We start from the raw sequence: 20550 nt of genomic DNA, 5'->3' as shown, positions 1-20550 counted from the left end.
TTTATTGCTCCTGGCTGATCGCGGCGCAGATCAGGTTGATGCCGCGGGCTTGAATTTGTTCGCGTGCCGCTGCGGGCAGGCGTTCATCTGTAATAAGGGTGTGCACGCTGCCCCAAGGCAGCTCGAGGTTAGGGATCTTGCGCCCTACCTTGTCCGACTCGACCATCACGATCACTTCCCGGGCGACTTCGGCCATGACCCGACTCAGCCCAAGCAGCTCGTTGAAGGTGGTAGTACCCCGGCCAAGGTCGATGCCGTCGGCACCGATGAACAGCTGGTCGAAATCGTAGGAGCGCAGTACCTGCTCGGCGACCTGGCCCTGAAACGATTCGGAATGCGGGTCCCAGGTGCCACCGGTCATCAACAGCACCGGCTCGTGTTCCAAGTCGCAGATTGCGCGGGCCACATTCAATGAATTGGTCATCACCACCAGGCCGGGCTGGCGCCCCAGCTCGGGAATCATCGCAGCCGTGGTGCTGCCGCTGTCGATGATGATGCGCGCATGTTCACGGATCCGCCCGACAGCAGCACGCGCGATGGCCTTCTTGTAGGACGACACTGGCTGGACCGGTTCAGCGAGCAGCTCTTGCGGCACCGGCACCGCCCCGCCGTAGCGGCGTAACAGCAGGCCGTTGGTCTCCAGGGCGGCGAGGTCTTTGCGAATGGTCACTTCCGAGGTTGCGAAACGCTTGGCCAACGCGTCCACACTCACCTCGCCCTGCTCGCTGAGCAAAGCCAGAATATTGTGCCGCCGTTGTGGGGTGTTTCGTTTCGACATGAGTGGTTAAGTTTCGATTCGAAAGATAATGGTTGCAATCAAAACCTAAGACGAGGGATTCGTCAAGCTGTGGATAATTTTTTGCGACGTGACGGCCTTTGTGAGAGCCCAATCTCCAGATGAGTGGCAGGCGTTCACCCACAAAAAAGCCGACTTATTCACATAAGTCGGCTTTCGATCGAAACAGCTGTGAATAACTCAGCTCTTCTTGATTTTCTCCGGGCGCTTCCACCCCGAGATGTTGCGCTGGCGCGCACGGGCCACAGCCAGCTCGCCGGCTTCAACGGTCTGGGTGATGGTCGAACCGGCTGCGGTGGTCGCACCCGCCTTGATTTCCACAGGTGCCACCAGCGAGTTGTTCGAGCCGATGAACACGTCCTCGCCCATCACCGTCTTGAACTTGTTGGCGCCATCGTAGTTGCAGGTGATGGTGCCGGCGCCGATGTTGGTACGCGCGCCGATTTCGGCATCACCCAGGTAGGTCAGGTGACCGGCCTTGGCCCCTTCACCCAGGTGAGCGTTTTTCAGTTCGACGAAGTTACCCACATGGGCCTTGGCGTCCAACACGCTGCCCGGGCGCAGGCGGGCGAATGGGCCAGCATCGCTGCCCTCACCCATCACGGCGCCTTCGAGGTGGCTGTTGGCCTTGACCACCGCGCCTTTGCGCAGGGTAGTGTTCTTGATCACGCAGTTAGGGCCGATCTGCACATCGTCCTCGATGACAACTTTGCCTTCGAGAATCACGTTGATGTCGATCAGCACGTCCCGACCAACGGTCACTTCACCCCGCACATCGAAACGGGCCGGGTCGCGCAGGGTTACACCCTGGGCCATCAAGCGGCGGCCTTCGCGCAGTTGGTAATGACGCTCCAGCTCGGACAGCTGGCGACGGTCGTTGGCGCCCTGCACTTCCATGGGGTCGTGGGGCTGTTCAGTAGCCACCACCAAGCCATCGGCTACTGCCATGGCGATGACATCGGTCAGGTAATACTCGCCCTGGGCGTTATTGTTCGACAGCCGGCCCATCCAGTCGGCCAGGCGCGCGGCTGGCAGCGCCAGAATGCCGGTGTTGCCTTCCTTGATCGCTTTCTGCGCGTCGTTGGCGTCCTTGTGCTCAACGATGGCAGTGACCTTGCCCTGCTCGTCACGGACGATGCGGCCATAGCCGGTCGGGTCGTCCAGGGTGACCGTCAGCAGGCCCAACTGCTGGTCGTTGGCCTTGGCCAACAAGCGCTGAAGGGTCTCCACTTCGATCAACGGTACGTCGCCGTACAACACCAGCACGGTGTCGGCGGTCAGTGCCGGGAGGGCCTGGGCAACCGCATGGCCGGTACCCAACTGCTTATCCTGCATGACGAAATTCAAGTCGTCAGCGGCCAGGCGCTCGCGAACCAGTTCGGCACCATGGCCAATGACCACATGAATACCCTGCGGCTGCAGTTGGCGCGCGCTGTGGATAACATGGCCGAGCATGGAGTTGCCGGCTACCGGGTGCAGTACCTTGGGCAGCGCCGAACGCATGCGGGTACCTTGGCCGGCGGCGAGAATAACGATATCGAGTGACATTACTGGCTACCAATCCTGGGCGGTCAGTGAAATGACCGAGGGGAGAAAACAGAAAAAGAAAAAGGGTAGCCGAGGCTACCCTTTTACTCAATCGCATCAGCAGTTATCAGCCGGGGCCGATTACTTGCCTTTGCGCATTTGCTGGACGGTACGCAGCTGGGCTGCGGCCTCGGCCAGACGTGCGGCGGCGGCGCCGTAGTCGAAGTCCGCGCCTTTCAGATTCAGGGCGTTCTCAGCAGCCTTGAGGGCTTCCTGAGCCTGAGCTTCATCCAGGTCTGCAGCACGTTGCACGGTATCGGCAAGCACCTTGACCATGTTCGGCTGAACCTCGAGGAAGCCACCAGAGATGTAGAACACCTCTTGGGTGCCACCCTGCTTGGTCAGCGTGATCGGACCAGGCTTGAGATTGGTGATCAGCGGCGCGTGGCCCGGAGCGATACCAAGATCACCCAGGTTACCGTGCGCAACTACCATCTCGACCAGGCCGGAGAAAATCTCTCCTTCCGCGCTGACGATATCGCAATGGACTGTCATAGCCATCTGCTTGCCTCAACCTGATAGCGCCCCTTGCGGGGCGCAGGAATTACAGTTTCTTGGCTTTCTCGATCGCTTCGTCGATGCTGCCGACCATGTAGAACGCTTGTTCTGGCAGGTGGTCGTAGTCACCTTTGAGGATGCCGCTGAAGCCAGCGATGGTGTCTTTCAGGGAAACGTACTTGCCTGGCGAACCGGTGAAGACTTCGGCCACGAAGAACGGCTGCGACAGGAAGCGCTGGATCTTACGAGCGCGGGCTACCAGTTGCTTGTCGTCTTCGGACAGTTCGTCCATACCCAGGATCGCGATGATGTCTTTCAGCTCTTTGTAGCGCTGCAGAACATACTGAACGCCACGAGCGGTGTCGTAGTGCTCGTTGCCGATCACGTTCGGGTCCAGCTGGCGCGAAGTCGAGTCCAGTGGGTCGACCGCTGGGTAGATACCCAGGGAGGCGATGTCACGGGACAGAACGACGGTGGCGTCCAAGTGGGCGAAGGTGGTGGCTGGCGACGGGTCGGTCAAGTCGTCCGCAGGTACGTATACGGCCTGTACGGAGGTGATCGAACCTTCCTTGGTGGAGGTGATGCGCTCTTGCAGAACGCCCATCTCTTCAGCCAGGGTCGGCTGGTAACCTACTGCCGAAGGCATACGGCCCAGCAGTGCGGATACTTCGGTACCGGCCAGGGTGTAACGATAGATGTTGTCGACGAACAGCAGAACGTCGTTACCTTCGTCACGGAACTTCTCGGCCATGGTCAGGCCGGTCAGCGCTACGCGCAGACGGTTTCCTGGTGGCTCGTTCATCTGACCGTAGACCAGCGCTACTTTGTCGAGAACGTTGGAGTCCTTCATCTCGTGGTAGAAGTCGTTACCCTCACGAGTACGCTCACCCACACCAGCGAACACGGAGTAACCGCTGTGTTCCATGGCGATGTTACGGATCAGTTCCATCATGTTTACGGTCTTGCCGACACCGGCACCACCGAACAGACCAACCTTACCACCCTTAGCGAACGGGCAAACCAGGTCGATAACCTTGATGCCGGTTTCCAGCAGGTCGTTGCCGCCTGCCTGGTCAGCGAACGAAGGCGCTGGCTGGTGGATACCGCGACGCTCTTCTTCGCCGATCGGGCCGGCTTCGTCGATCGGGTTGCCCAGAACGTCCATGATACGGCCCAGGGTGGCCTTACCAACTGGAACGGAAATGGCAGCACCGGTGTCGACGACATCCAGACCGCGCTTCAGGCCTTCGGTCGAGCCCATCGCAATGGTACGAACCACGCCGTCGCCCAGCTGCTGCTGAACTTCCAGGGTGGTTTCCGCGCCTTGTACTTTCAGCGCGTTGTATACACTCGGCACGACGTCACGTGGGAATTCCACGTCGATGACGGCGCCGATGATTTGAACGATACGTCCGCTACTCATAGCTGGATCCTCTGAATATGTGAACCGTTAAACCGCGGCAGCGCCGCCGACGATTTCCGAGATCTCCTGGGTGATCGCAGCCTGACGCGCCTTGTTGTAGATCAACTGAAGCTCTTTGATCAAATCACCGGCGTTGTCTGTGGCGTTCTTCATGGCGATCATCCGGGCCGCTTGTTCAGCAGCGTTGTTCTCGACCACCGACTGGTACACCTGCGACTCCACGTAGCGCACCATCAAGCCGTCCAGCAGCTCTTTTGCGTCGGGTTCGTACAGGTAATCCCAGTGATGCTTGAGATCCTGATCCGGGGTTGCCACCAACGGTACCAATTGCTCGACCGTTGGCTTCTGGGTCATGGTGTTGATGAACTTGTTCGAAACCACCGAGAGGCGATCGATACGGCCGTCCAGGTAGGCGTCCAGCATCACTTTGACGGAGCCGATCAGATCGTTGATCGATGGCTCTTCGCCCAGGTGGCTGATCGCGGCTACGACGTTGCCGCCAAAGATGCGGAAGAAAGTCGCACCCTTGCTGCCGATCACGCACAGGTCGATTTCCACGCCCTGTTCGCGGTTTTCGTTCATGTCCTTGACCAGGGCCTTGAACAGGTTGGTGTTCAAGCCACCGCACAGACCACGGTCACTGCTCACCACGATATAACCGGCGCGCTTTACAGGGCGCTCGATCATGAACGGGTGGCGGTATTCCGGGTTGGCGTTGGCCAGATGACCGATCACCTGGCGGATACGCTCCGCGTAAGGACGGCTAGCAGCCATGCGCAGTTGTGCCCTGCGCATCTTGCTGACCGCCACTTTCTCCATGGCGCTGGTAATTTTTTGCGTGCTTTTGATGCTCGCAATCTTACTGCGAATCTCTTTTGCGCCTGCCATGTATCACCTATCAGGTTAGCAAGCGGGGGCCAGAGCCCCCGCTGCGGCTTACCAGGTCTGGGTGGCCTTGAACTTCTCGATACCGGCTTTCAGGCCAGCGTCGATTTCGTCGTTGAAGTCACCCTTCACGTTGATCTTCGCCATCAGTTCAGCGTGATCACGGTTGAAGAAGGCGATCAGTGCTTGCTCGAAGCTGCCGATCTTGGAGACTTCTACGTCGGTCAGGAAGCCACGCTCAGCGGCGTACAGCGACAGGGCCATGTCCGCGATGGACATTGGCGCGTACTGCTTCTGCTTCATCAGCTCGGTTACGCGCTGACCATGCTCCAGCTGCTTGCGGGTCGCTTCGTCCAGATCGGAAGCGAACTGGGCGAATGCAGCCAGTTCACGGTACTGAGCCAGTGCGGTACGGATACCACCGGACAGCTTCTTGATGATCTTGGTCTGAGCGGCACCACCTACGCGGGATACCGAAACACCGGCGTTCACTGCAGGGCGGATGCCCGAGTTGAACATGGCCGATTCCAGGAAGATCTGACCGTCGGTGATGGAAATCACGTTGGTCGGAACGAACGCGGAAACGTCGCCAGCCTGGGTTTCGATGATCGGCAGGGCGGTCAGGGAACCGGTCTTGCCAGTCACTGCGCCGTTGGTGAACTTCTCGACGTACTCTTCCGAAACGCGCGATGCACGCTCCAGCAGACGGGAGTGGAGATAGAACACGTCGCCTGGGTACGCTTCACGTCCTGGTGGACGGCGCAGCAGCAGGGAGATCTGACGGTAGGCAACGGCCTGCTTGGACAGGTCATCGTAAACGATCAGGGCATCTTCACCGCGGTCACGGAAGAACTCGCCCATGGTGCAACCGGCGTATGGCGCCAGGAATTGCAGTGCGGCGGATTCCGAAGCACTGGCAACTACCACGATGGTGTTGGCCAGGGCGCCGTTTTCTTCCAGCTTGCGAACGATGTTGGCAACGGTGGAACGCTTCTGGCCGACAGCAACATAAACACAGAAAATACCGGAGTCTTTCTGGTTGATGATGGCGTCGATGGCCATGGCGGTCTTGCCGATCTGACGGTCGCCAATGATCAGCTCACGCTGGCCACGGCCGACTGGGATCATGGCGTCGACGGATTTGTAGCCAGTCTGTACAGGCTGGTCTACCGACTTACGCCAGATCACGCCTGGAGCCACTTTCTCGACCGCGTCGGTCTGAGTGTTGCCCAGAGGACCTTTACCGTCGATCGGGTTACCCAGTGCGTCGACGACGCGACCCAGCAGTTCCTTACCAACCGGAACTTCCAGGATGCGGCCGGTGCACTTGGCGCTCATGCCTTCGGCGAGGGTGTCGTATGCACCCAGGATCACTGCACCTACGGAGTCTTGCTCCAGGTTCAGGGCCATGCCGTAGACGCCGCCCGGGAACTCGATCATTTCGCCGTACATGACGTCGGCCAGACCGTGGATCCGCACGATACCGTCGGAAACCGAAACGACGGTACCTTCGTTACGGGCTTGGGAGCTCACATCGAGGTTGTCGATGCGGCCCTTGATGATTTCACTAATTTCGGAAGGATTGAGTTGCTGCATTGCTCTGCTGCCCCTTCAAACTCAAGATTTCAATGCTTCGGCCAGTTTCGCGATTTTGCCGCGAACAGAGCCATCGATTACCAGGTCACCAGCGCGGATGACGACGCCGCCAATCAGGCTGGCATCCTCCGACGCGTGCAGGCGCACTTCCTGGCCTAACCGTGCACTGAGAACCTTGGCGAGTTTGTCTTGCTGTTCTTGGTTCAACGCGAAGGCACTGGTGACTTCCACGTCCACGGATTTCTCTTGCTCGGCCTTGTACAGGTCGAACAGGGCGGCAATCTCCGGCAGAAGCAGGAGACGGTCGTTTTCCGCGGCAACATGAATGAAATTCTGTGCCTGTGCATTGAACTTGTCACCGCACACGTCAATGAACGTGGCGGCCTTTTCTGCGCTCGTCAGTCGCGGGGCCTTGAGCAGGCGCTGCATGGTGTCGTCTTGCGACACCGCAGCAGCCAGGCCGAGCATGGCTGACCAATTGGCCAGTTGCTGATGGGCCTGGGCATGCTCAAAGGCAGCCTTAGCGTAAGGTCGGGCCAACGTGGTCAGTTCTGCCATGATCGCCCTCGCTTAAATTTCAGCGGCCAGTTTGTTAACCAGCTCCGCATGCGCGTTTTGATCGATTGTGGCGCCAAGGATCTTTTCAGCACCACCAACGGCCAGAGCACCCACTTGGGCACGCAGGGCGTCTTTCGCGCTGTTCAGTTCCTGTTCGATCTCGGCCAGAGCCTGAGCCTTCACACGGTCAGCTTCGACGCGGGCCTGATCACGGGCTTCCTCGACAAGCTGAGCAGCGCGTTTCTTGCTTTGCTCAATGATTTCGGCTGCCTGTGCTTTAGCTTCACGCAGTTGCTGACCCGCTTTCTCTTGGGCCAGCTCCAGGTCGCGAGCTGCGCGGTTGGCAGCGTCCAAGCCGTCGGCAATCTTCTTTTGGCGCTCTTGCAGGGCAGTGATGACCGGAGGCCATACATACTTCATGCAGAAGAGTACAAAAATCAGAAAAGCAACGGATTGGCCAATCAGGGTTGCATTAATGTTCACGCCAACACCTCGCTCGGTCTTTATTCATACAGCCATCAACTCGTGGTTACGAGTGATTAGCCGGCGATCTGACCAACGAACGGATTCGCGAAGGTGAAGAACAGAGCGATACCAACACCGATCATGGTTACGGCGTCGAGCAGACCGGCAACGATGAACATTTTGACCTGCAGCATCGGAACCATTTCTGGTTGACGAGCAGCGCCTTCCAGGAACTTGCCGCCCAGCAGGCCGAAACCAATGGCGGTACCCAGTGCACCCAGGCCGATCAGCAGAGCAACAGCGATAGCGGTCAGACCAACTACAGTTTCCATCTTTCCTCCCGACTTTTACGTCGTATTGGTTAGGTTTTTAGTTTGAAGCGGTAAAACAAATCGTTTGGTACAGCATGCCCTTGCGGACTTTTTAAGCCCTCCCCCCGAACCGGCGGGGAAGGCTATCAGACACGCCAGGCGGTCTTAATGGTTATCTTCGTGCGCCATCGACAGGTAGACGATGGTCAGCATCATGAAGATGAAAGCTTGCAGGGTGATGATCAGGATGTGGAACACAGCCCACGCCCATTGCAGCACCACACCCAGGCCGCTGAGCCACAGCAGGCCCGAGCCGAACATGACAGCGATCAGGATGAACACCAGTTCGCCGGCATACATGTTGCCGAACAGACGAAGTGCCAGCGAGATCGGCTTGGCGATCAGGGTGACGAATTCCAGCAGGAAGTTGACCGGAATCAGCAGGATCTGCACGAAGATGTTCTTGCTGCCGAACGGGTGCAGGGTCAGCTCACCGATGAAGCCGCCCAGGCCCTTGACCTTGATGCTGTAGAAGATGATCAGGGCGAACACGCAGAAGGCCATGGCCAGGGTCGCGTTCGGGTCGGTGGTCGACACGGCGCGGAACGGAATGTGCGGATCACCGGAAATCAGGATGGCCAGCTGAGGAATCCAGTCGACCGGAATCAGGTCGATGGCGTTCATCAGGAAGACCCAGACGAAAATGGTCAGCGCCAGCGGAGCGATCACCGGGCTACGGCCGTGGAAGGAGTCCTTCACGCTGCCGTTGACGAAGTCCACCATCACTTCAACGAAGTTCTGCAGGCCGCCAGGCTGGCCGGAAGTCGCCTTCTTGGCCGCCATGCGGAAGATGAACAGGAAGATCAGACCCAGCGCGACGGACCAACCCAGGGTGTCCAGGTGGAACGCCCAGAAGCCCATTGCCTTGGCTTCTGCAGCCGAATGGGCGAAGCCCCAGCTGCCGTCTGGTAGTTGACCGTAGGTCAGGTTCTGCAAGTGGTGCTGGATATAGCCCGAAGCGGTTTCTGCTGCCATGGTTGCCTCAAACGCCCTAAGGTCTCGAAAGTCTTTTATTCATCAGCAGGGGCGCGAACCAGCTGACCAAAAGGGTCAACACGAAGACGCCGAATACTGCTAACGGCGCCAGTGGCTTCACTCCTGCAAAGGTCAGTGCAAAAAGCACTGCCGTCAAAATCATCTTGCCTGCCTCGCCAGCGTAGAACGACTTGACGATGGCTTGTGCCGCCCGAGCCCCGCTGAAGCGAAAAGCCTTCCAGGCGAAATACACATTGGGCAGCCAGGCAATCAAACCTCCGCAAAGGCCTGAATATCCACTGACCGCCCCTTTCCACTGCCACAACACCAAGGTTGCCAGCAGCAGTACGACGAATTGAGCCAGCAGTACCGGAAAAACCGCCCAGCGATGGAAAGGCAGGCGGTTTGGCGTGCGGATTTCCATCACAACTGCTCCTCGGAAGTCGACCAACAAGTCAGTTATGACTTGGCATAATTTGTGCCGACAAAATGCGCGCAGAGTATAGGGGTGGTTTAACCCCTATTCAACTCTTCGGTAGTGATTTCCGACTGCGCGCTACAACAGGAATTGTTTCAGCGGATGTGAGCAAGCACGCCTTGCAACTCGTCAAGCGAGTTGTAGCGAATAACCAATTGGCCTTTGCCCTTGTTGCCATGACGGATCTGCACGGCCGAGCCCAGGCGCTCTGCGAGCCGCTGTTCAAGGCGTGCGATATCCGGATCAGGTTTGCTCTGTTCGACCGGATCAGGCTTGTCGCTGAGCCATTGGCGAACCAGTGCCTCGGTTTGGCGCACGGTCAGGCCACGTGCGACAACATGACGCGCCCCCTCCTCCTGGCGGCTTTCGTCCAGGCCGAGCAATGCACGGGCGTGGCCCATCTCCAGATCACCATGGGCGAGCATGGTCTTGATTGCCTCGGGCAAGGTAATCAGGCGCAGCAAGTTGGCCACGGTTACCCGCGACTTGCCCACGGCGTCAGCCACCTGTTGCTGGGTGAGCTCGAATTCCTGCTGCAGGCGCTGCAGGGCCATGGCCTCTTCCAGCGGGTTGAGGTCTTCGCGTTGAATGTTCTCGATCAGCGCCATGGCGATGGCAGCTTCGTCGGGCACTTCGCGGACCATGGCCGGGATCGTGTCCAGGCCGGCCTGCTGGGTCGCGCGCCAACGGCGCTCGCCGGCGATGATCTCGTAACGGTTGTCGCCGATCGGGCGCACCACGATCGGCTGCATCACGCCATGGTTGCGAATCGAGTGCGCAAGCTCTTCCAGCGCCTCCGGGTCCATGTCCCGACGTGGCTGGTACTTGCCACGCTGGATCAGCTCGACCGGCAGGTGTTGCAGTTCTTTCTGGTCGATCTTCACAGCCTGCTCTTCGAGCGCGCTGACGGAAGGACCACTGAGCAGTGCATCCAACCCACGTCCGAGACCCCGTTTCTTGACGGCCATACGGATTCCTTAAGTTGTTTGTGCAGTGCGTGATTGACGGCGTTGACGGCGAACCAGTTCCCCAGCCAGGGCCAGATAAGCCAGCGCGCCGCGCGATTGCTTGTCGTAGGCAAGGGCCGGCATGCCGAAGCTGGGCGCCTCGGCCAGGCGAATGTTGCGCGGAATGACCGTGTCGTACAGCTGCGGGCCAAAGTGTTCCTTCAGCTGCGCCGAAACATCGTTGTTCAAGCTCAGGCGCGGATCGTACATGGTCCGCAGCAGGCCCTCGATCTTCAGCTCCGGGTTCAACCGGGCGGCGATGCGCTTGATGTTATCCACAAGGTCGCTGAGACCTTCCAGTGCGTAGTACTCGCACTGCATGGGGATGATCACGCCATCGGAAGCGACCAGGGCGTTGAGCGTCAGCATCGACAGCGACGGCGGGCAGTCGATGAGGATGTAGTCGTAGTTCTCGCGGATTGGCGCCAGGGCGTTGCGCAGTCGGCTCTCCTTGACCTGCATTTCCAGCAGCACCACCTCGGCGGCGGTCAGGTCGCGGTTGGCCGGCAGCAACTGGAAGCCCCCGTGCTCGGAGTAGTGCATGGCCTGGGCCAAGTCGCACTCCCCGATCAGCAGGTCATAGACCGAGTGCTCGAGCTCGTGCTTGTCCACACCGCTGCCCATGGTGGCGTTGCCCTGCGGATCGAGGTCGATCAGCAGGACACGACGCTTGGTCGCAGCCAGCGAGGCGGCGAGATTGATACAGGTGGTGGTCTTGCCCACACCACCTTTCTGGTTCGCGATTGCGAATACCTTAGCCATTGTTGCGCGTGTTCCCAGTCATGCCTTGCGGCGCAGTATCAGCAGATGGCGCTGGCCCTGGCAACCCGGAACGGTCAGGGCCTGTTCGCTTTCCACTGTGAAGTCTGCGGGCAATGCTACCAGTTCATCGGCAGGATGCAGCCCCTTCATTGCAAGCCATTGCGTCCCGGTGTCGCCCAAGTGGCGGGTCCAGTTGGTGAAGTTCTCCATGCTGCTGAAGGCGCGAGAGATGATTCCGTCGAACGGCTGTGCTGGCTGGAAGGCTTCCACCCGGCTGTGGATAACCGTGAGGTTGTCCAGCTTCAACTCCATTTTCACCTGGGTCAGGAAGCGCGTCTTCTTGCCATTGGCGTCCAGCACGGTCACGCGTTTGTGCGGATGCAGGATAGCCAACGGGATGCCTGGCATGCCACCGCCACTGCCGACATCCAGCCAGTTGTCACGTTCGCTGTGGATAAACGACATGACACTGAGGCTGTCGAGCAGGTGACGAGACACCATTTCGTCCGGGTCGCGCACGGCCGTGAGGTTGTAGGCTTTGTTCCATTTGATCAGCAGGGCCAGGTAGCCGAGCAGCTTCTGCTGCTGCTCGGCGCTCAGCTCGACACCTAGCTGGCGTGCGCCTGTGGACAACTCTTCAGCGTGTTGCGGGGTGACCAGGGAACTCAAGCGCTTTGCTCCAATTCGCGGCCAGCGCCGCGTTTTTTCAAGTGAATCAGCAACAGGGAAATCGCCGCCGGGGTCACGCCTGGGATGCGCGAAGCCTGGCCCAAGGTTTCCGGACGGGTCTGGCCCAGCTTGCCCTGGATCTCCTTGGACAGGCCGGAAATGGTGGAGTAGTCGATATCCACAGGCAGGCGGGTGTCTTCGCTGGCGCGCAAGCGGGCGATTTCATCCTGCTGGCGGTCGATGTAGCCGGCGTACTTGGTACGGATTTCGACCTGCTCGGCGACCTGTGGATCAATCGCTTCACCGCCGGTCGCTTCGATCAGGCCGGCGTAGTCGATTTCCGGGCGTGCCAGCAGGTTGAGCAGGCTGTATTCGTGGCTAAGCGGGGTACCGAACTTATCCACAACGGCCTGGCCTTGCTCGGTGTTCGGGCGTACCCAGGTCGATTTTAGGCGCTGTTCCTCACGCTCGATGCCATCGCGCTTGGCGCAGAAGGCAGCCCAGCGCTGGTCATCGATCAGGCCCAGTTCACGGCCTTTCTCGGTCAGCCGCAAGTCGGCGTTGTCTTCGCGCAGGATCAGGCGGTACTCGGCACGTGAGGTGAACATGCGGTACGGCTCCTGGGTACCCAGGGTAATCAGGTCATCCACCAGAACCCCAATGTACGCTTCGTCGCGGCGTGGGCACCAGCTGTCACGGCCCTGCGCCCGCAGGGCGGCGTTGGTCCCGGCCAGCAGGCCCTGGGCACCGGCTTCTTCGTAGCCGGTGGTGCCGTTGATCTGCCCGGCGAAGAACAGGCCGCCGATGACTTTGGTTTCAAGGCTGTACTTGAGGTCACGCGGGTCAAAGTAGTCGTATTCGATGGCATAGCCCGGGCGCACGATGTGTGCGTTCTCCATGCCGCGGATCGAACGCACCAGCTCCAGTTGCACGTCGAACGGCAACGAAGTGGAAATACCGTTTGGATACAGCTCATGGGTGGTCAAGCCTTCTGGCTCGATGAACACCTGGTGGCTTTCCTTGTCGGCAAAGCGATGAATCTTGTCTTCGATCGACGGGCAATAACGCGGGCCGACACCTTCGATCACGCCCGAGTACATCGGCGAACGGTCGAGGTTCGAGGCAATGATTTCGTGGGTGCGCGCGTTGGTGTGGGTAATCCAGCAGCTCACCTGACGCGGGTGCATTTCGGCATTGCCCATGAACGACATCACCGGAATCGGCGTATCGCCTGGCTGCTCGGTCATCACCGAGAAGTCCACCGAACGGCCGTCAATGCGGGGCGGGGTCCCGGTTTTCAGGCGACCGACGCGCAGCGGTAGTTCACGCATGCGGTGGGCCAGGGCGATCGAAGGTGGGTCGCCGGCACGACCGCCGGAATGGTTTTGCAAACCGATGTGGATAAGGCCGCCGAGGAAGGTACCGGTAGTCAGCACCACCGATTCGGCTAAGAAACGCAGGCCCATCTGGGTCACCACGCCTTTGACCTGGTCCTGCTCGACGATCAGGTCGTCGCAGGACTGCTGGAATATCCACAGGTTCGGCTGGTTTTCCAGGATTTCACGCACCACTGCCTTGTAGATGGCGCGGTCGGCCTGTGCACGGGTGGCGCGTACGGCCGGGCCCTTGCGGTTGTTCAGAACGCGGAACTGGATGCCGCTCTTGTCGGTGGCCAGCGCCATGGCGCCGCCGAGGGCATCGATCTCTTTGACCAGATGGCTTTTGCCAATACCGCCGATGGCGGGGTTGCAGCTCATATGACCGAGGGTTTCCACGTTATGGGTCAACAGCAGGGTTTTCACACCCATGCGTGCTGACGCAAGCGCAGCCTCGGTACCGGCATGGCCGCCGCCGATGACGATCACTTCAAAACGGGAAGGGAAATCCACCACGCACCTCGTGCCTGTTTTTGCGAATAGAGAAGGTAAGCGGACAAGTATAGGGACTTCACCCCCTTTAAAGAAACCATCTGAGCAATTTTTGACCAGTGGATGAGTGGCAAACAACAGAAATCAAAAAGATGAAATTTAAAAAAGCTTTGTTTTTATGTTTATTCTTATGCACAGCCTTATCTGTGGATAAGGTTATGTAGCCTAGGATTTACGCCGTGTACAGAGAAATTAAACCCTGTGGTTGGAGTGCCATGAGGGCTTTGGATAACGCTATTTAGCCTGTGGATTAAATGGCCGTTTACCCACAGGCGGTTTTTTCCTCAGAAAAAAAGCCTGCTTATCAACGGAGCTGAAGGAAGGTTTTCCACAGGGCTCCTGAGCACAGTTTTCAGGCTGTGCATGGAAAATTCATCGAGCTCGCGGCTTACAGTCATCCCCTGCAACGAATTTCAGGCAAAAAAAAGCCGCTCCCGAAGGAGCGGCCCTTTGCCTTGCCTGGCTGTGGATTACTTGCCGATGCAGAAGCTGGAGAAAATCCGCCCCAGCAGGTCGTCCGAGCTGAATGCCCCGGTAATCTCACCCAGGGCATGCTGTGCCTGGCGCAAGTCCTCAGCCAGCAGCTCTCCTGCGCCCGCCAAGGTCAGTTGTGCACGGCCGTGCTCAAGGTGCTCGCTGGCCTGGCGCAAGGCATCCAGATGGCGCCGGCGGGCACTGAAGCCGCTTTCGGCAGTCTGTTCATAACCCATGCAAGCCTTCAGGTGGTCACGCAACAGTTGCAGCCCAGCATCGTCCCCCTTGGCGCTGAGGGTGATCGTCACATGGCCATCATCACACTGTTCCAGCGCCACCTGCTCGCCACTCAGGTCAGCCTTGTTGCGAATCAGCGTGACCTTGGCCGGGTCAGGCCGCTGATCGAGAAACTCGGGCCACAAGGCGAATGGGTCGCTAGCCTCGGGCGCAGTGGAGTCGACCACCAGCAGCACACGATCGGCCTCACCAATGGCCTTCAGGGCGCGTTCCACGCCGATCTTTTCCACATGGTCGTCTGTGTCACGCAAACCAGCCGTATCGACCACGTGCAGTGGCATACCGTCGATGTGGATATGTTCACGCAGGATGTCCCGGGTGGTGCCGGCGATATCGGTGACGATGGCGGCTTCCCTACCGGCCAGCTGATTCAGCAGGCTAGATTTGCCAGCATTTGGCCGGCCAGCGATGACCACCGTCATGCCGTCACGCAGCAAGGCCCCCTGCCCGGCCTCACGCTGTACGGTGGATAACTCGCCCCGTACAGCATCCAGCATCGACAGCACGTGGCCATCGGCGAGGAAATCGATCTCCTCTTCAGGGAAGTCGATTGCCGCCTCGACATAGATGCGCAGGGCGATCAATGCCTCGGTAAGGCTGTGTACACGTTTGGAGAATTCCCCCTGCAGCGAGCGCAGGGCGTTACGCGCCGCCTGGCTGGAACTGGCCTCGATCAGGTCGGCGATGGCTTCTGCCTGAGCCAGGTCGAGCTTGTCGTTGAGGAACGCGCGCTCGCTGAACTCACCTGGCCGGGCCAGCCGGCAGCCCACTTGTACACAGCGCTGCAACAGCATATCGAGGACCACTGGGCCGCCATGGCCCTGCAGTTCGAGCACATCCTCGCCAGTGAACGAATTCGGCCCGGGGAAGAACAGCGCAATCCCTTCATCGAGCACCAGCCCTTCATCGTCGCGGAACGGGCCGTAATGGGCATGCCGCGGAGTCAGCGTGCGGCCGGTGATCAACTGGCCAGCCTTGGCCGCCAGAGGCCCGGACAACCTGACAATACCCACACCGCCGCGGCCTTGGGCGGTGGCGATGGCGGCGATGGTTTCACGCACAGTGTTCATGCTCGAAAGCCTCTACGACAAATACGACAGATAGCAAAAACGCCCCACTAGGGGGCGTTTTTTATTCACAGGCTAGCGTACTAGCCCGTCAAGCAGCAGCTTTTTTGGTAGCTGCTTCGATACGGCGAGTGATGTACCACTGCTGCGAAATCGACAGGCAGTTGTTCACAACCCAGTACAGCACCAGACCAGCCGGGAACCACAGGAAGAAGAAGGTGAAGATGATCGGCATCATTTTCATCACCTTGGCCTGCATCGGATCCGGTGGCGTCGGGTTCAGACGCTGCTGGATGAACATGGTGGCGCCCATGATGATCGGCAGGATGAAGAACGGATCCTTGATCGACAGGTCGGTAATCCACAGCATCCATGGGGCCTGGCGCATTTCCACGCTTTCCAGCAGTACCCAGTACAAGGCCAGGAAGACCGGCATCTGCACCAGGATCGGCAGGCAGCCGCCCAGCGGGTTGATCTTCTCTTTCTTGTACAGCTCCATCATCGCCTGGGACATCTTCTGGCGATCGTCACCGAAGCGTTCCTTCAGGGCCGCGAGCTTAGGTGCAACGGCACGCATACGCGCCATGGAGCGGTAGCTGGCAGCCGACAGCGGGAAGAACAGGCCTTTGATCAGCATGGTCAGCACGATGATCGACCAGCCCCAGTTACCCAGCAGGCTGTGGATATGTTGCAGCAGCCAGAAGATCGGCTGGGCGATGAACCACAGGAAGCCGTAGTCAACGGTCAGTTCCAGGCCTGGGGACAACTCTTTCAGCTTGGACTGAATCTTCGGACCGGCATACAACATTGCGCTGGTTTCGACCTTGCCGCCAGCTGGCACGCTGATAACAGGGCCGGTGTAGCCAATGATGTAGTTACCCTGGCTGTCCTTGCGGGTCTGAACAACGTTGTTGTCCGACTTGGCCGGAATCCAGGCGGTCACGAAGTAGTGCTGCAGCCAGGCAACCCAGCCGCCAGACACATTTTCTTTCAAACTACCTTTGTCGATATCCTTCATCGAGACCTTTTTGTAAGGCTCGGAAGCTGTCCACAGGGCTGCACCCAGGTAGGTAGCGGTGCCGGTGGCAGTGCTCGAAGATGGATCGCCGCTGGCGTCACGCTTGAGCTGGGCAAACATGTTGCCGCTCCAGGCTTGGCCGCTCTGGTTGTCGATCAGGTAGCTGACATTCAGGTCGTACTCACCGCGCTTGAAGCTGAAGCGCTTGATGTAGTTCACACCGTTGTCGCTGAACTTCAGGTCGACCACCAGTTGTTGCTGGCCGTCGGCCAGCTGGTAGCTCTTCTGTTCGGCGGCATACAGCGGGCGACCGCTGGTGCGGGCATCCGGGCCGTTGGCGCCGGTCAGGCCGCTTTGTGCCAGGTAAACACGCTCGCCACCGTTGTCGAACAACTGGAATGGAATGTCCGGGTGGTCCTGACGGCGTGGGTACTTCGGCAGGTTCAACTGGACGATGTCACCACCGACCGGATCGATAGCCAGTTCCAGAACGTCGGTCTTGACTCGGATCAGGTCCTTGCTGAGTGCGACCGGTGCCAGTTCGGCAGGGCTTGATTCGGCGTTGGCGCTCGGTACATCGGCGCTGGCACCGTTGTTACCGGCCGGCACGCCATCGGGCAAGCCCGGAGCAACAGTGCTGGCAGCAGTATTCTGAGTCGGCAGGGCAGCCTGGCCGTAGTCATCGTTCCACTTCAGGACCATGACGTAGGACACGACTGCCAGCGCGGCGATCAGGATCGTGCGTTTAATATCCATGATTACTCGGCTATCGAAGAAGTTCGGGAGGAAGGAGCGGGTGGAACGGGGTCGAAACCGCCGTCATTCCACGGATGACAACGCCCCAGGCGACGAACGGCCAGCCACCCACCACGCCAGAGGCCATGGTTTTCGATGGCTTCATATGCGTAACAGGAGCAACTGGGGAAAAAACGACAGTGACTGGCCATCAGAGGACTAATGGCGTAACGGTAAAACTGGATCGGAACGAGTGCCAGTTTACGCATCTTGGCTGTCTACCCCTGCGGAATTGGCGGTGGCTGCTGGTGTTGGCCGGCTGCGTGCCAGGCGTTTCCAGAGCTTGCCAAAGTGTTGGTGCAATTCCGGGTTTTCAATCTCACCCAATCCCTTGCGCGCGACGATCACGATGTCCAGGCCGGCAAGCAATTGCTGGTTCAGACGAAAGGAATCACGCATCAAGCGTTTGAGGCGGTTGCGTTGAACGGCGAGCTTGACGCTCTTCTTGCCGATTACCAGGCCAAGCCGTGGGTGATCGAGGCCGTTCTCGCGAGCAAGGATCAGCAGGTTTTTCCCTGGAACCTTGCCGGTTGGGGAGTCGAAGACCGCTTTGAAATGCCGGGGTATAAGCAGTCGCTTTTCCCGACTGAAGTCCTGACTCACCACCTGTGCCGAAAAATCAAATGGCCAGACGCTTACGGCCTTTGGCACGACGACGCGACAGAACAGCACGGCCGTTCTTGGTAGCCATACGGGCACGGAAACCGTGGGTGCGGGCGCGCTTGATGGTGCTTGGTTGGAAAGTACGTTTCATGGCGTGTTACCTGGTTTGTCGACGACGGGCCGGGATGGCCCCCTTTTTAAGAGACCGGCGATTCTAGAGAAAGCAAGCCCATAGGTCAATTTCCAACCAGCCATTCCCTATAGAACGTGTGATGGACGGTGCCTGCTTGATCATCGCCAAGGGGTGCTTGATCGGACACACGAATCGGGGACAACATGAAAAAAAAGAAGAGACATATAAAAAGCTTTTCTGAAGAACTTATAAATCTTAGGTGGATAACCTTCTGTGGATAACCACCTCAAGGCCATGAAACACGGGCTGTACAGCGTTTCAAAAGTTTGTTCTCAACCGGTGCTGCGCTTGTTTTCTACATGGTAAAAAGCTGTGGACGAAAAGGGTGTTTATCCACAGGCGAGTTATCAACAGGCTGGCGCTCAGGGTTGTGCATAGCCCTCATGGGCGTTTATCCACAGGGCTTATTCACAGAGGCGGAAAGACGTTTTGGTCGATAAATGGCTGTTTTGTCATGGTTCCTAACGTGTCCACATGTGGATAACTGAACGCTCGACCGGTACAATGGCGGTTTGTTTTTGCCTCATCCGGCTTTCAAACTCAGGGGATATCCGTGTCAGTGGAACTTTGGCAGCAGTGCGTGGAGCTTCTGCGCGATGAACTGCCTGCCCAGCAATTCAACACCTGGATCCGTCCGCTACAGGTCGAAGCCGAAGGCGACGAGTTGCGCGTCTATGCGCCTAACCGTTTCGTCCTCGATTGGGTCAATGAGAAGTACCTGGGCCGCTTGCTTGAGCTGCTGGGTGAAAACGGCAGCGGCATTGCACCTGCCCTTTCCTTATTAATAGGCAGCCGCCGCAGCTCCGCACCGCGGGCCGCGCCCAACGCGCCAGTCAGCGCCGCCGTGGCGGCTTCGCTGGCGCAGACTCAGGCACACAAGGCAGCTCCGGCCGTAGCAGTGGTCGAACCCATTGCCGTGGCGGCGGCCGAGCCAGTACTGGTCGACGAACTGGCCGAGCCGTCCTCACGTGACAGCTTCGATGCCATGGCCGAGCCCGCTTCGGTTCCCGCCAGTAGTGGCCGGGCCGAGCAGCGCACCGTTCAGGTTGAAGGTGCGCTCAAGCACACCAGCTACCTGAACCGTACCTTTACCTTCGACACGTTCGTCGAAGGTAAGTCGAACCAGCTGGCACGCGCGGCTGCCTGGCAGGTGGCAGACAACCCCAAGCACGGCTACAACCCGCTGTTCCTTTATGGCGGTGTGGGCCTGGGTAAAACCCACCTTATGCATGCTGTGGGTAACCACCTGCTGAAGAAGAATCCGAACGCCAAGGTGGTTTACCTGCATTCGGAGCGTTTCGTCGCGGACATGGTCAAAGCGCTGCAGCTCAATGCCATCAACGAATTCAAGCGCTTCTACCGCTCGGTGGATGCGTTGCTGATCGACGATATCCAGTTCTTTGCCCGCAAAGAGCGCTCGCAGGAAGAGTTTTTCCACACCTTCAACGCCCTGCTTGAAGGCGGTCAGCAGGTAATCCTGACATCTGACCGTTACCCCAAGGAGATCGAAGGCCTGGAAGAGCGCTTGAAGTCGCGCTTTGGTTGGGGCCTGACGGTGGCTGTAGAACCACCCGAGCTGGAAACCCGCGTAGCCATCCTGATGAAGAAGGCCGATCAGGCCAAGGTCGAGCTGCCGCATGATGCGGCCTTCTTCATTGCCCAGCGTATCCGCTCAAACGTGCGTGAGCTGGAAGGTGCGCTGAAGCGGGTGATTGCCCACTCGCACTTCATGGGCCGCGATATCACCATCGAGCTGATCCGTGAATCGCTGAAAGACCTGCTGGCGCTGCAAGATAAGCTGGTCAGTGTGGATAACATTCAGCGAACCGTGGCCGAGTACTACAAGATCAAGATCTCCGATCTGTTGTCCAAGCGGCGTTCGCGTTCTGTCGCGCGTCCGCGCCAGGTGGCCATGGCCCTGTCCAAAGAGCTTACCAACCACAGTCTGCCGGAAATCGGCGACATGTTTGGTGGCCGCGATCACACCACCGTGTTGCACGCCTGTCGCAAGATCAACGAACTGAAGGAATCCGACGCGGACATCCGCGAGGACTACAAGAACCTGCTGCGGACGCTGACGACCTGATGGCCGTCTGTGCAGCTAA

21 protein-coding genes are annotated in these 20550 nt (G+C 58.9%); 1 reads left to right on the top strand and 20 read right to left on the bottom strand.

The window, feature by feature from the left end:
• Position 1 precedes the first annotated feature (1 nt).
• From ACNFBR_RS18070 to rpmH, 20 genes are all read right to left on the bottom strand, one after another.
• Positions 2-778, bottom strand: coding sequence for a DeoR/GlpR family DNA-binding transcription regulator (locus ACNFBR_RS18070; protein WP_416736167.1), 777 nt, complete (start codon positions 776-778; stop codon positions 2-4).
• Positions 779-976: 198 nt separating this feature from the next.
• Positions 977-2344, bottom strand: a complete 1368-nt coding sequence (gene glmU, locus ACNFBR_RS18065) for a bifunctional UDP-N-acetylglucosamine diphosphorylase/glucosamine-1-phosphate N-acetyltransferase GlmU (protein WP_416736166.1) — start codon at positions 2342-2344, stop codon at positions 977-979.
• Positions 2345-2464: 120 nt separating this feature from the next.
• Positions 2465-2884: a F0F1 ATP synthase subunit epsilon gene (locus ACNFBR_RS18060; RefSeq protein ID WP_012274908.1), complete on the bottom strand. Its 420-nt coding sequence runs from the start codon at positions 2882-2884 to the stop codon at positions 2465-2467.
• Positions 2885-2927: 43 nt separating this feature from the next.
• Entirely contained in the window at positions 2928-4304 is a 1377-nt protein-coding gene (atpD, locus tag ACNFBR_RS18055) for a F0F1 ATP synthase subunit beta (RefSeq protein WP_012274909.1), read from the bottom strand.
• A 27-nt stretch (positions 4305-4331) separates the two neighbouring features.
• Complete coding sequence (atpG, locus tag ACNFBR_RS18050) at positions 4332-5192, bottom strand: F0F1 ATP synthase subunit gamma (protein WP_416736165.1); 861 nt, start codon at positions 5190-5192, stop codon at positions 4332-4334.
• Between the two features lie 48 nt (positions 5193-5240).
• On the bottom strand, positions 5241-6785 hold the full coding sequence (atpA, locus tag ACNFBR_RS18045; protein ID WP_012274911.1) for a F0F1 ATP synthase subunit alpha: 1545 nt from the start codon (positions 6783-6785) through the stop codon (positions 5241-5243).
• Between the two features lie 21 nt (positions 6786-6806).
• Positions 6807-7343, bottom strand: coding sequence for a F0F1 ATP synthase subunit delta (locus ACNFBR_RS18040; RefSeq protein ID WP_003253191.1), 537 nt, complete (start codon positions 7341-7343; stop codon positions 6807-6809).
• Between the two features lie 12 nt (positions 7344-7355).
• On the bottom strand, positions 7356-7826 hold the full coding sequence (locus tag ACNFBR_RS18035) for a F0F1 ATP synthase subunit B (protein ID WP_003260032.1): 471 nt from the start codon (positions 7824-7826) through the stop codon (positions 7356-7358).
• A gap of 56 nt (positions 7827-7882) precedes the next feature.
• Entirely contained in the window at positions 7883-8140 is a 258-nt protein-coding gene (gene atpE / locus ACNFBR_RS18030) for a F0F1 ATP synthase subunit C (protein WP_003097235.1), read from the bottom strand.
• A 144-nt stretch (positions 8141-8284) separates the two neighbouring features.
• Positions 8285-9154, bottom strand: coding sequence for a F0F1 ATP synthase subunit A (gene atpB / locus ACNFBR_RS18025; RefSeq protein ID WP_416736164.1), 870 nt, complete (start codon positions 9152-9154; stop codon positions 8285-8287).
• A 16-nt stretch (positions 9155-9170) separates the two neighbouring features.
• Entirely contained in the window at positions 9171-9578 is a 408-nt protein-coding gene (locus tag ACNFBR_RS18020) for a F0F1 ATP synthase subunit I (RefSeq protein ID WP_008092225.1), read from the bottom strand.
• A 149-nt stretch (positions 9579-9727) separates the two neighbouring features.
• Complete coding sequence (locus ACNFBR_RS18015) at positions 9728-10600, bottom strand: ParB/RepB/Spo0J family partition protein (RefSeq protein ID WP_416736163.1); 873 nt, start codon at positions 10598-10600, stop codon at positions 9728-9730.
• 9 nt (positions 10601-10609) lie between these two features.
• Entirely contained in the window at positions 10610-11401 is a 792-nt protein-coding gene (locus ACNFBR_RS18010) for a ParA family protein (RefSeq protein WP_012274913.1), read from the bottom strand.
• Between the two features lie 18 nt (positions 11402-11419).
• A complete protein-coding gene (gene rsmG / locus ACNFBR_RS18005) occupies positions 11420-12070 on the bottom strand; it encodes a 16S rRNA (guanine(527)-N(7))-methyltransferase RsmG (protein ID WP_416736162.1) in 651 nt (216 codons plus the stop codon).
• The gene (gene mnmG / locus ACNFBR_RS18000; RefSeq protein WP_416736161.1) at positions 12067-13959 is read right to left on the bottom strand and encodes a tRNA uridine-5-carboxymethylaminomethyl(34) synthesis enzyme MnmG; all 1893 of its coding nucleotides are present in this window, start codon (positions 13957-13959) and stop codon (positions 12067-12069) included. The genes rsmG and mnmG overlap by 4 nt, the downstream gene beginning before the upstream one ends.
• 509 nt (positions 13960-14468) lie before the next feature.
• Positions 14469-15839, bottom strand: coding sequence for a tRNA uridine-5-carboxymethylaminomethyl(34) synthesis GTPase MnmE (mnmE, locus tag ACNFBR_RS17995; protein ID WP_416736160.1), 1371 nt, complete (start codon positions 15837-15839; stop codon positions 14469-14471).
• An 88-nt stretch (positions 15840-15927) separates the two neighbouring features.
• Positions 15928-17610: a membrane protein insertase YidC gene (gene yidC / locus ACNFBR_RS17990; protein ID WP_416736159.1), complete on the bottom strand. Its 1683-nt coding sequence runs from the start codon at positions 17608-17610 to the stop codon at positions 15928-15930.
• Between the two features lie 2 nt (positions 17611-17612).
• Positions 17613-17858: a membrane protein insertion efficiency factor YidD gene (gene yidD / locus ACNFBR_RS17985; protein WP_075046823.1), complete on the bottom strand. Its 246-nt coding sequence runs from the start codon at positions 17856-17858 to the stop codon at positions 17613-17615.
• Positions 17851-18255: a ribonuclease P protein component gene (gene rnpA / locus ACNFBR_RS17980; protein WP_416736266.1), complete on the bottom strand. Its 405-nt coding sequence runs from the start codon at positions 18253-18255 to the stop codon at positions 17851-17853. The genes yidD and rnpA overlap by 8 nt, the downstream gene beginning before the upstream one ends.
• A 13-nt stretch (positions 18256-18268) precedes the next feature.
• Positions 18269-18403, bottom strand: a complete 135-nt coding sequence (gene rpmH / locus ACNFBR_RS17975) for a 50S ribosomal protein L34 (protein ID WP_003253163.1) — start codon at positions 18401-18403, stop codon at positions 18269-18271.
• A gap of 595 nt (positions 18404-18998) precedes the next feature.
• Here rpmH and dnaA point away from each other — a divergent pair.
• Entirely contained in the window at positions 18999-20531 is a 1533-nt protein-coding gene (gene dnaA, locus ACNFBR_RS17970; protein ID WP_416736158.1) for a chromosomal replication initiator protein DnaA, read from the top strand.
• Positions 20532-20550: the final 19 nt, after the last annotated feature.

Origin of the sequence: Pseudomonas sp. NY11955, assembly GCF_048068035.1 — a bacterium.
Lineage (GTDB): Bacteria > Pseudomonadota > Gammaproteobacteria > Pseudomonadales > Pseudomonadaceae > Aquipseudomonas.
Note: the sequence above shows the minus strand (reverse complement) of the source record. Positions and strands in the feature narration are given on the sequence as shown.

Bases quoted from the DNA above. Each gene is read 5' to 3' on its own strand.
- atpA (WP_012274911.1), bottom strand. From the start codon at position 6,785: ATGCAGCAACTCAATCCTTCCGAAATTAGTGAAATCATCAAGGGCCGC.
- atpB (WP_416736164.1), bottom strand. From the start codon at position 9,154: ATGGCAGCAGAAACCGCTTCGGGCTATATCCAGCACCACTTGCAGAAC.
- atpE (WP_003097235.1), bottom strand. From the start codon at position 8,140: ATGGAAACTGTAGTTGGTCTGACCGCTATCGCTGTTGCTCTGCTGATC.
- atpG (WP_416736165.1), bottom strand. From the start codon at position 5,192: ATGGCAGGCGCAAAAGAGATTCGCAGTAAGATTGCGAGCATCAAAAGC.
- ACNFBR_RS18070 (WP_416736167.1), bottom strand. From the start codon at position 778: ATGTCGAAACGAAACACCCCACAACGGCGGCACAATATTCTGGCTTTG.
- ACNFBR_RS18015 (WP_416736163.1), bottom strand. From the start codon at position 10,600: ATGGCCGTCAAGAAACGGGGTCTCGGACGTGGGTTGGATGCACTGCTC.
- ACNFBR_RS18020 (WP_008092225.1), bottom strand. From the start codon at position 9,578: ATGGAAATCCGCACGCCAAACCGCCTGCCTTTCCATCGCTGGGCGGTT.
- mnmE (WP_416736160.1), bottom strand. From the start codon at position 15,839: ATGAACACTGTGCGTGAAACCATCGCCGCCATCGCCACCGCCCAAGGC.
- yidC (WP_416736159.1), bottom strand. From the start codon at position 17,610: ATGGATATTAAACGCACGATCCTGATCGCCGCGCTGGCAGTCGTGTCC.
- ACNFBR_RS18060 (WP_012274908.1), bottom strand. From the start codon at position 2,884: ATGGCTATGACAGTCCATTGCGATATCGTCAGCGCGGAAGGAGAGATT.
- ACNFBR_RS18010 (WP_012274913.1), bottom strand. From the start codon at position 11,401: ATGGCTAAGGTATTCGCAATCGCGAACCAGAAAGGTGGTGTGGGCAAG.
- atpD (WP_012274909.1), bottom strand. From the start codon at position 4,304: ATGAGTAGCGGACGTATCGTTCAAATCATCGGCGCCGTCATCGACGTG.
- ACNFBR_RS18040 (WP_003253191.1), bottom strand. From the start codon at position 7,343: ATGGCAGAACTGACCACGTTGGCCCGACCTTACGCTAAGGCTGCCTTT.
- yidD (WP_075046823.1), bottom strand. From the start codon at position 17,858: ATGCGTAAACTGGCACTCGTTCCGATCCAGTTTTACCGTTACGCCATT.
- rpmH (WP_003253163.1), bottom strand. From the start codon at position 18,403: ATGAAACGTACTTTCCAACCAAGCACCATCAAGCGCGCCCGCACCCAC.
- glmU (WP_416736166.1), bottom strand. From the start codon at position 2,344: ATGTCACTCGATATCGTTATTCTCGCCGCCGGCCAAGGTACCCGCATG.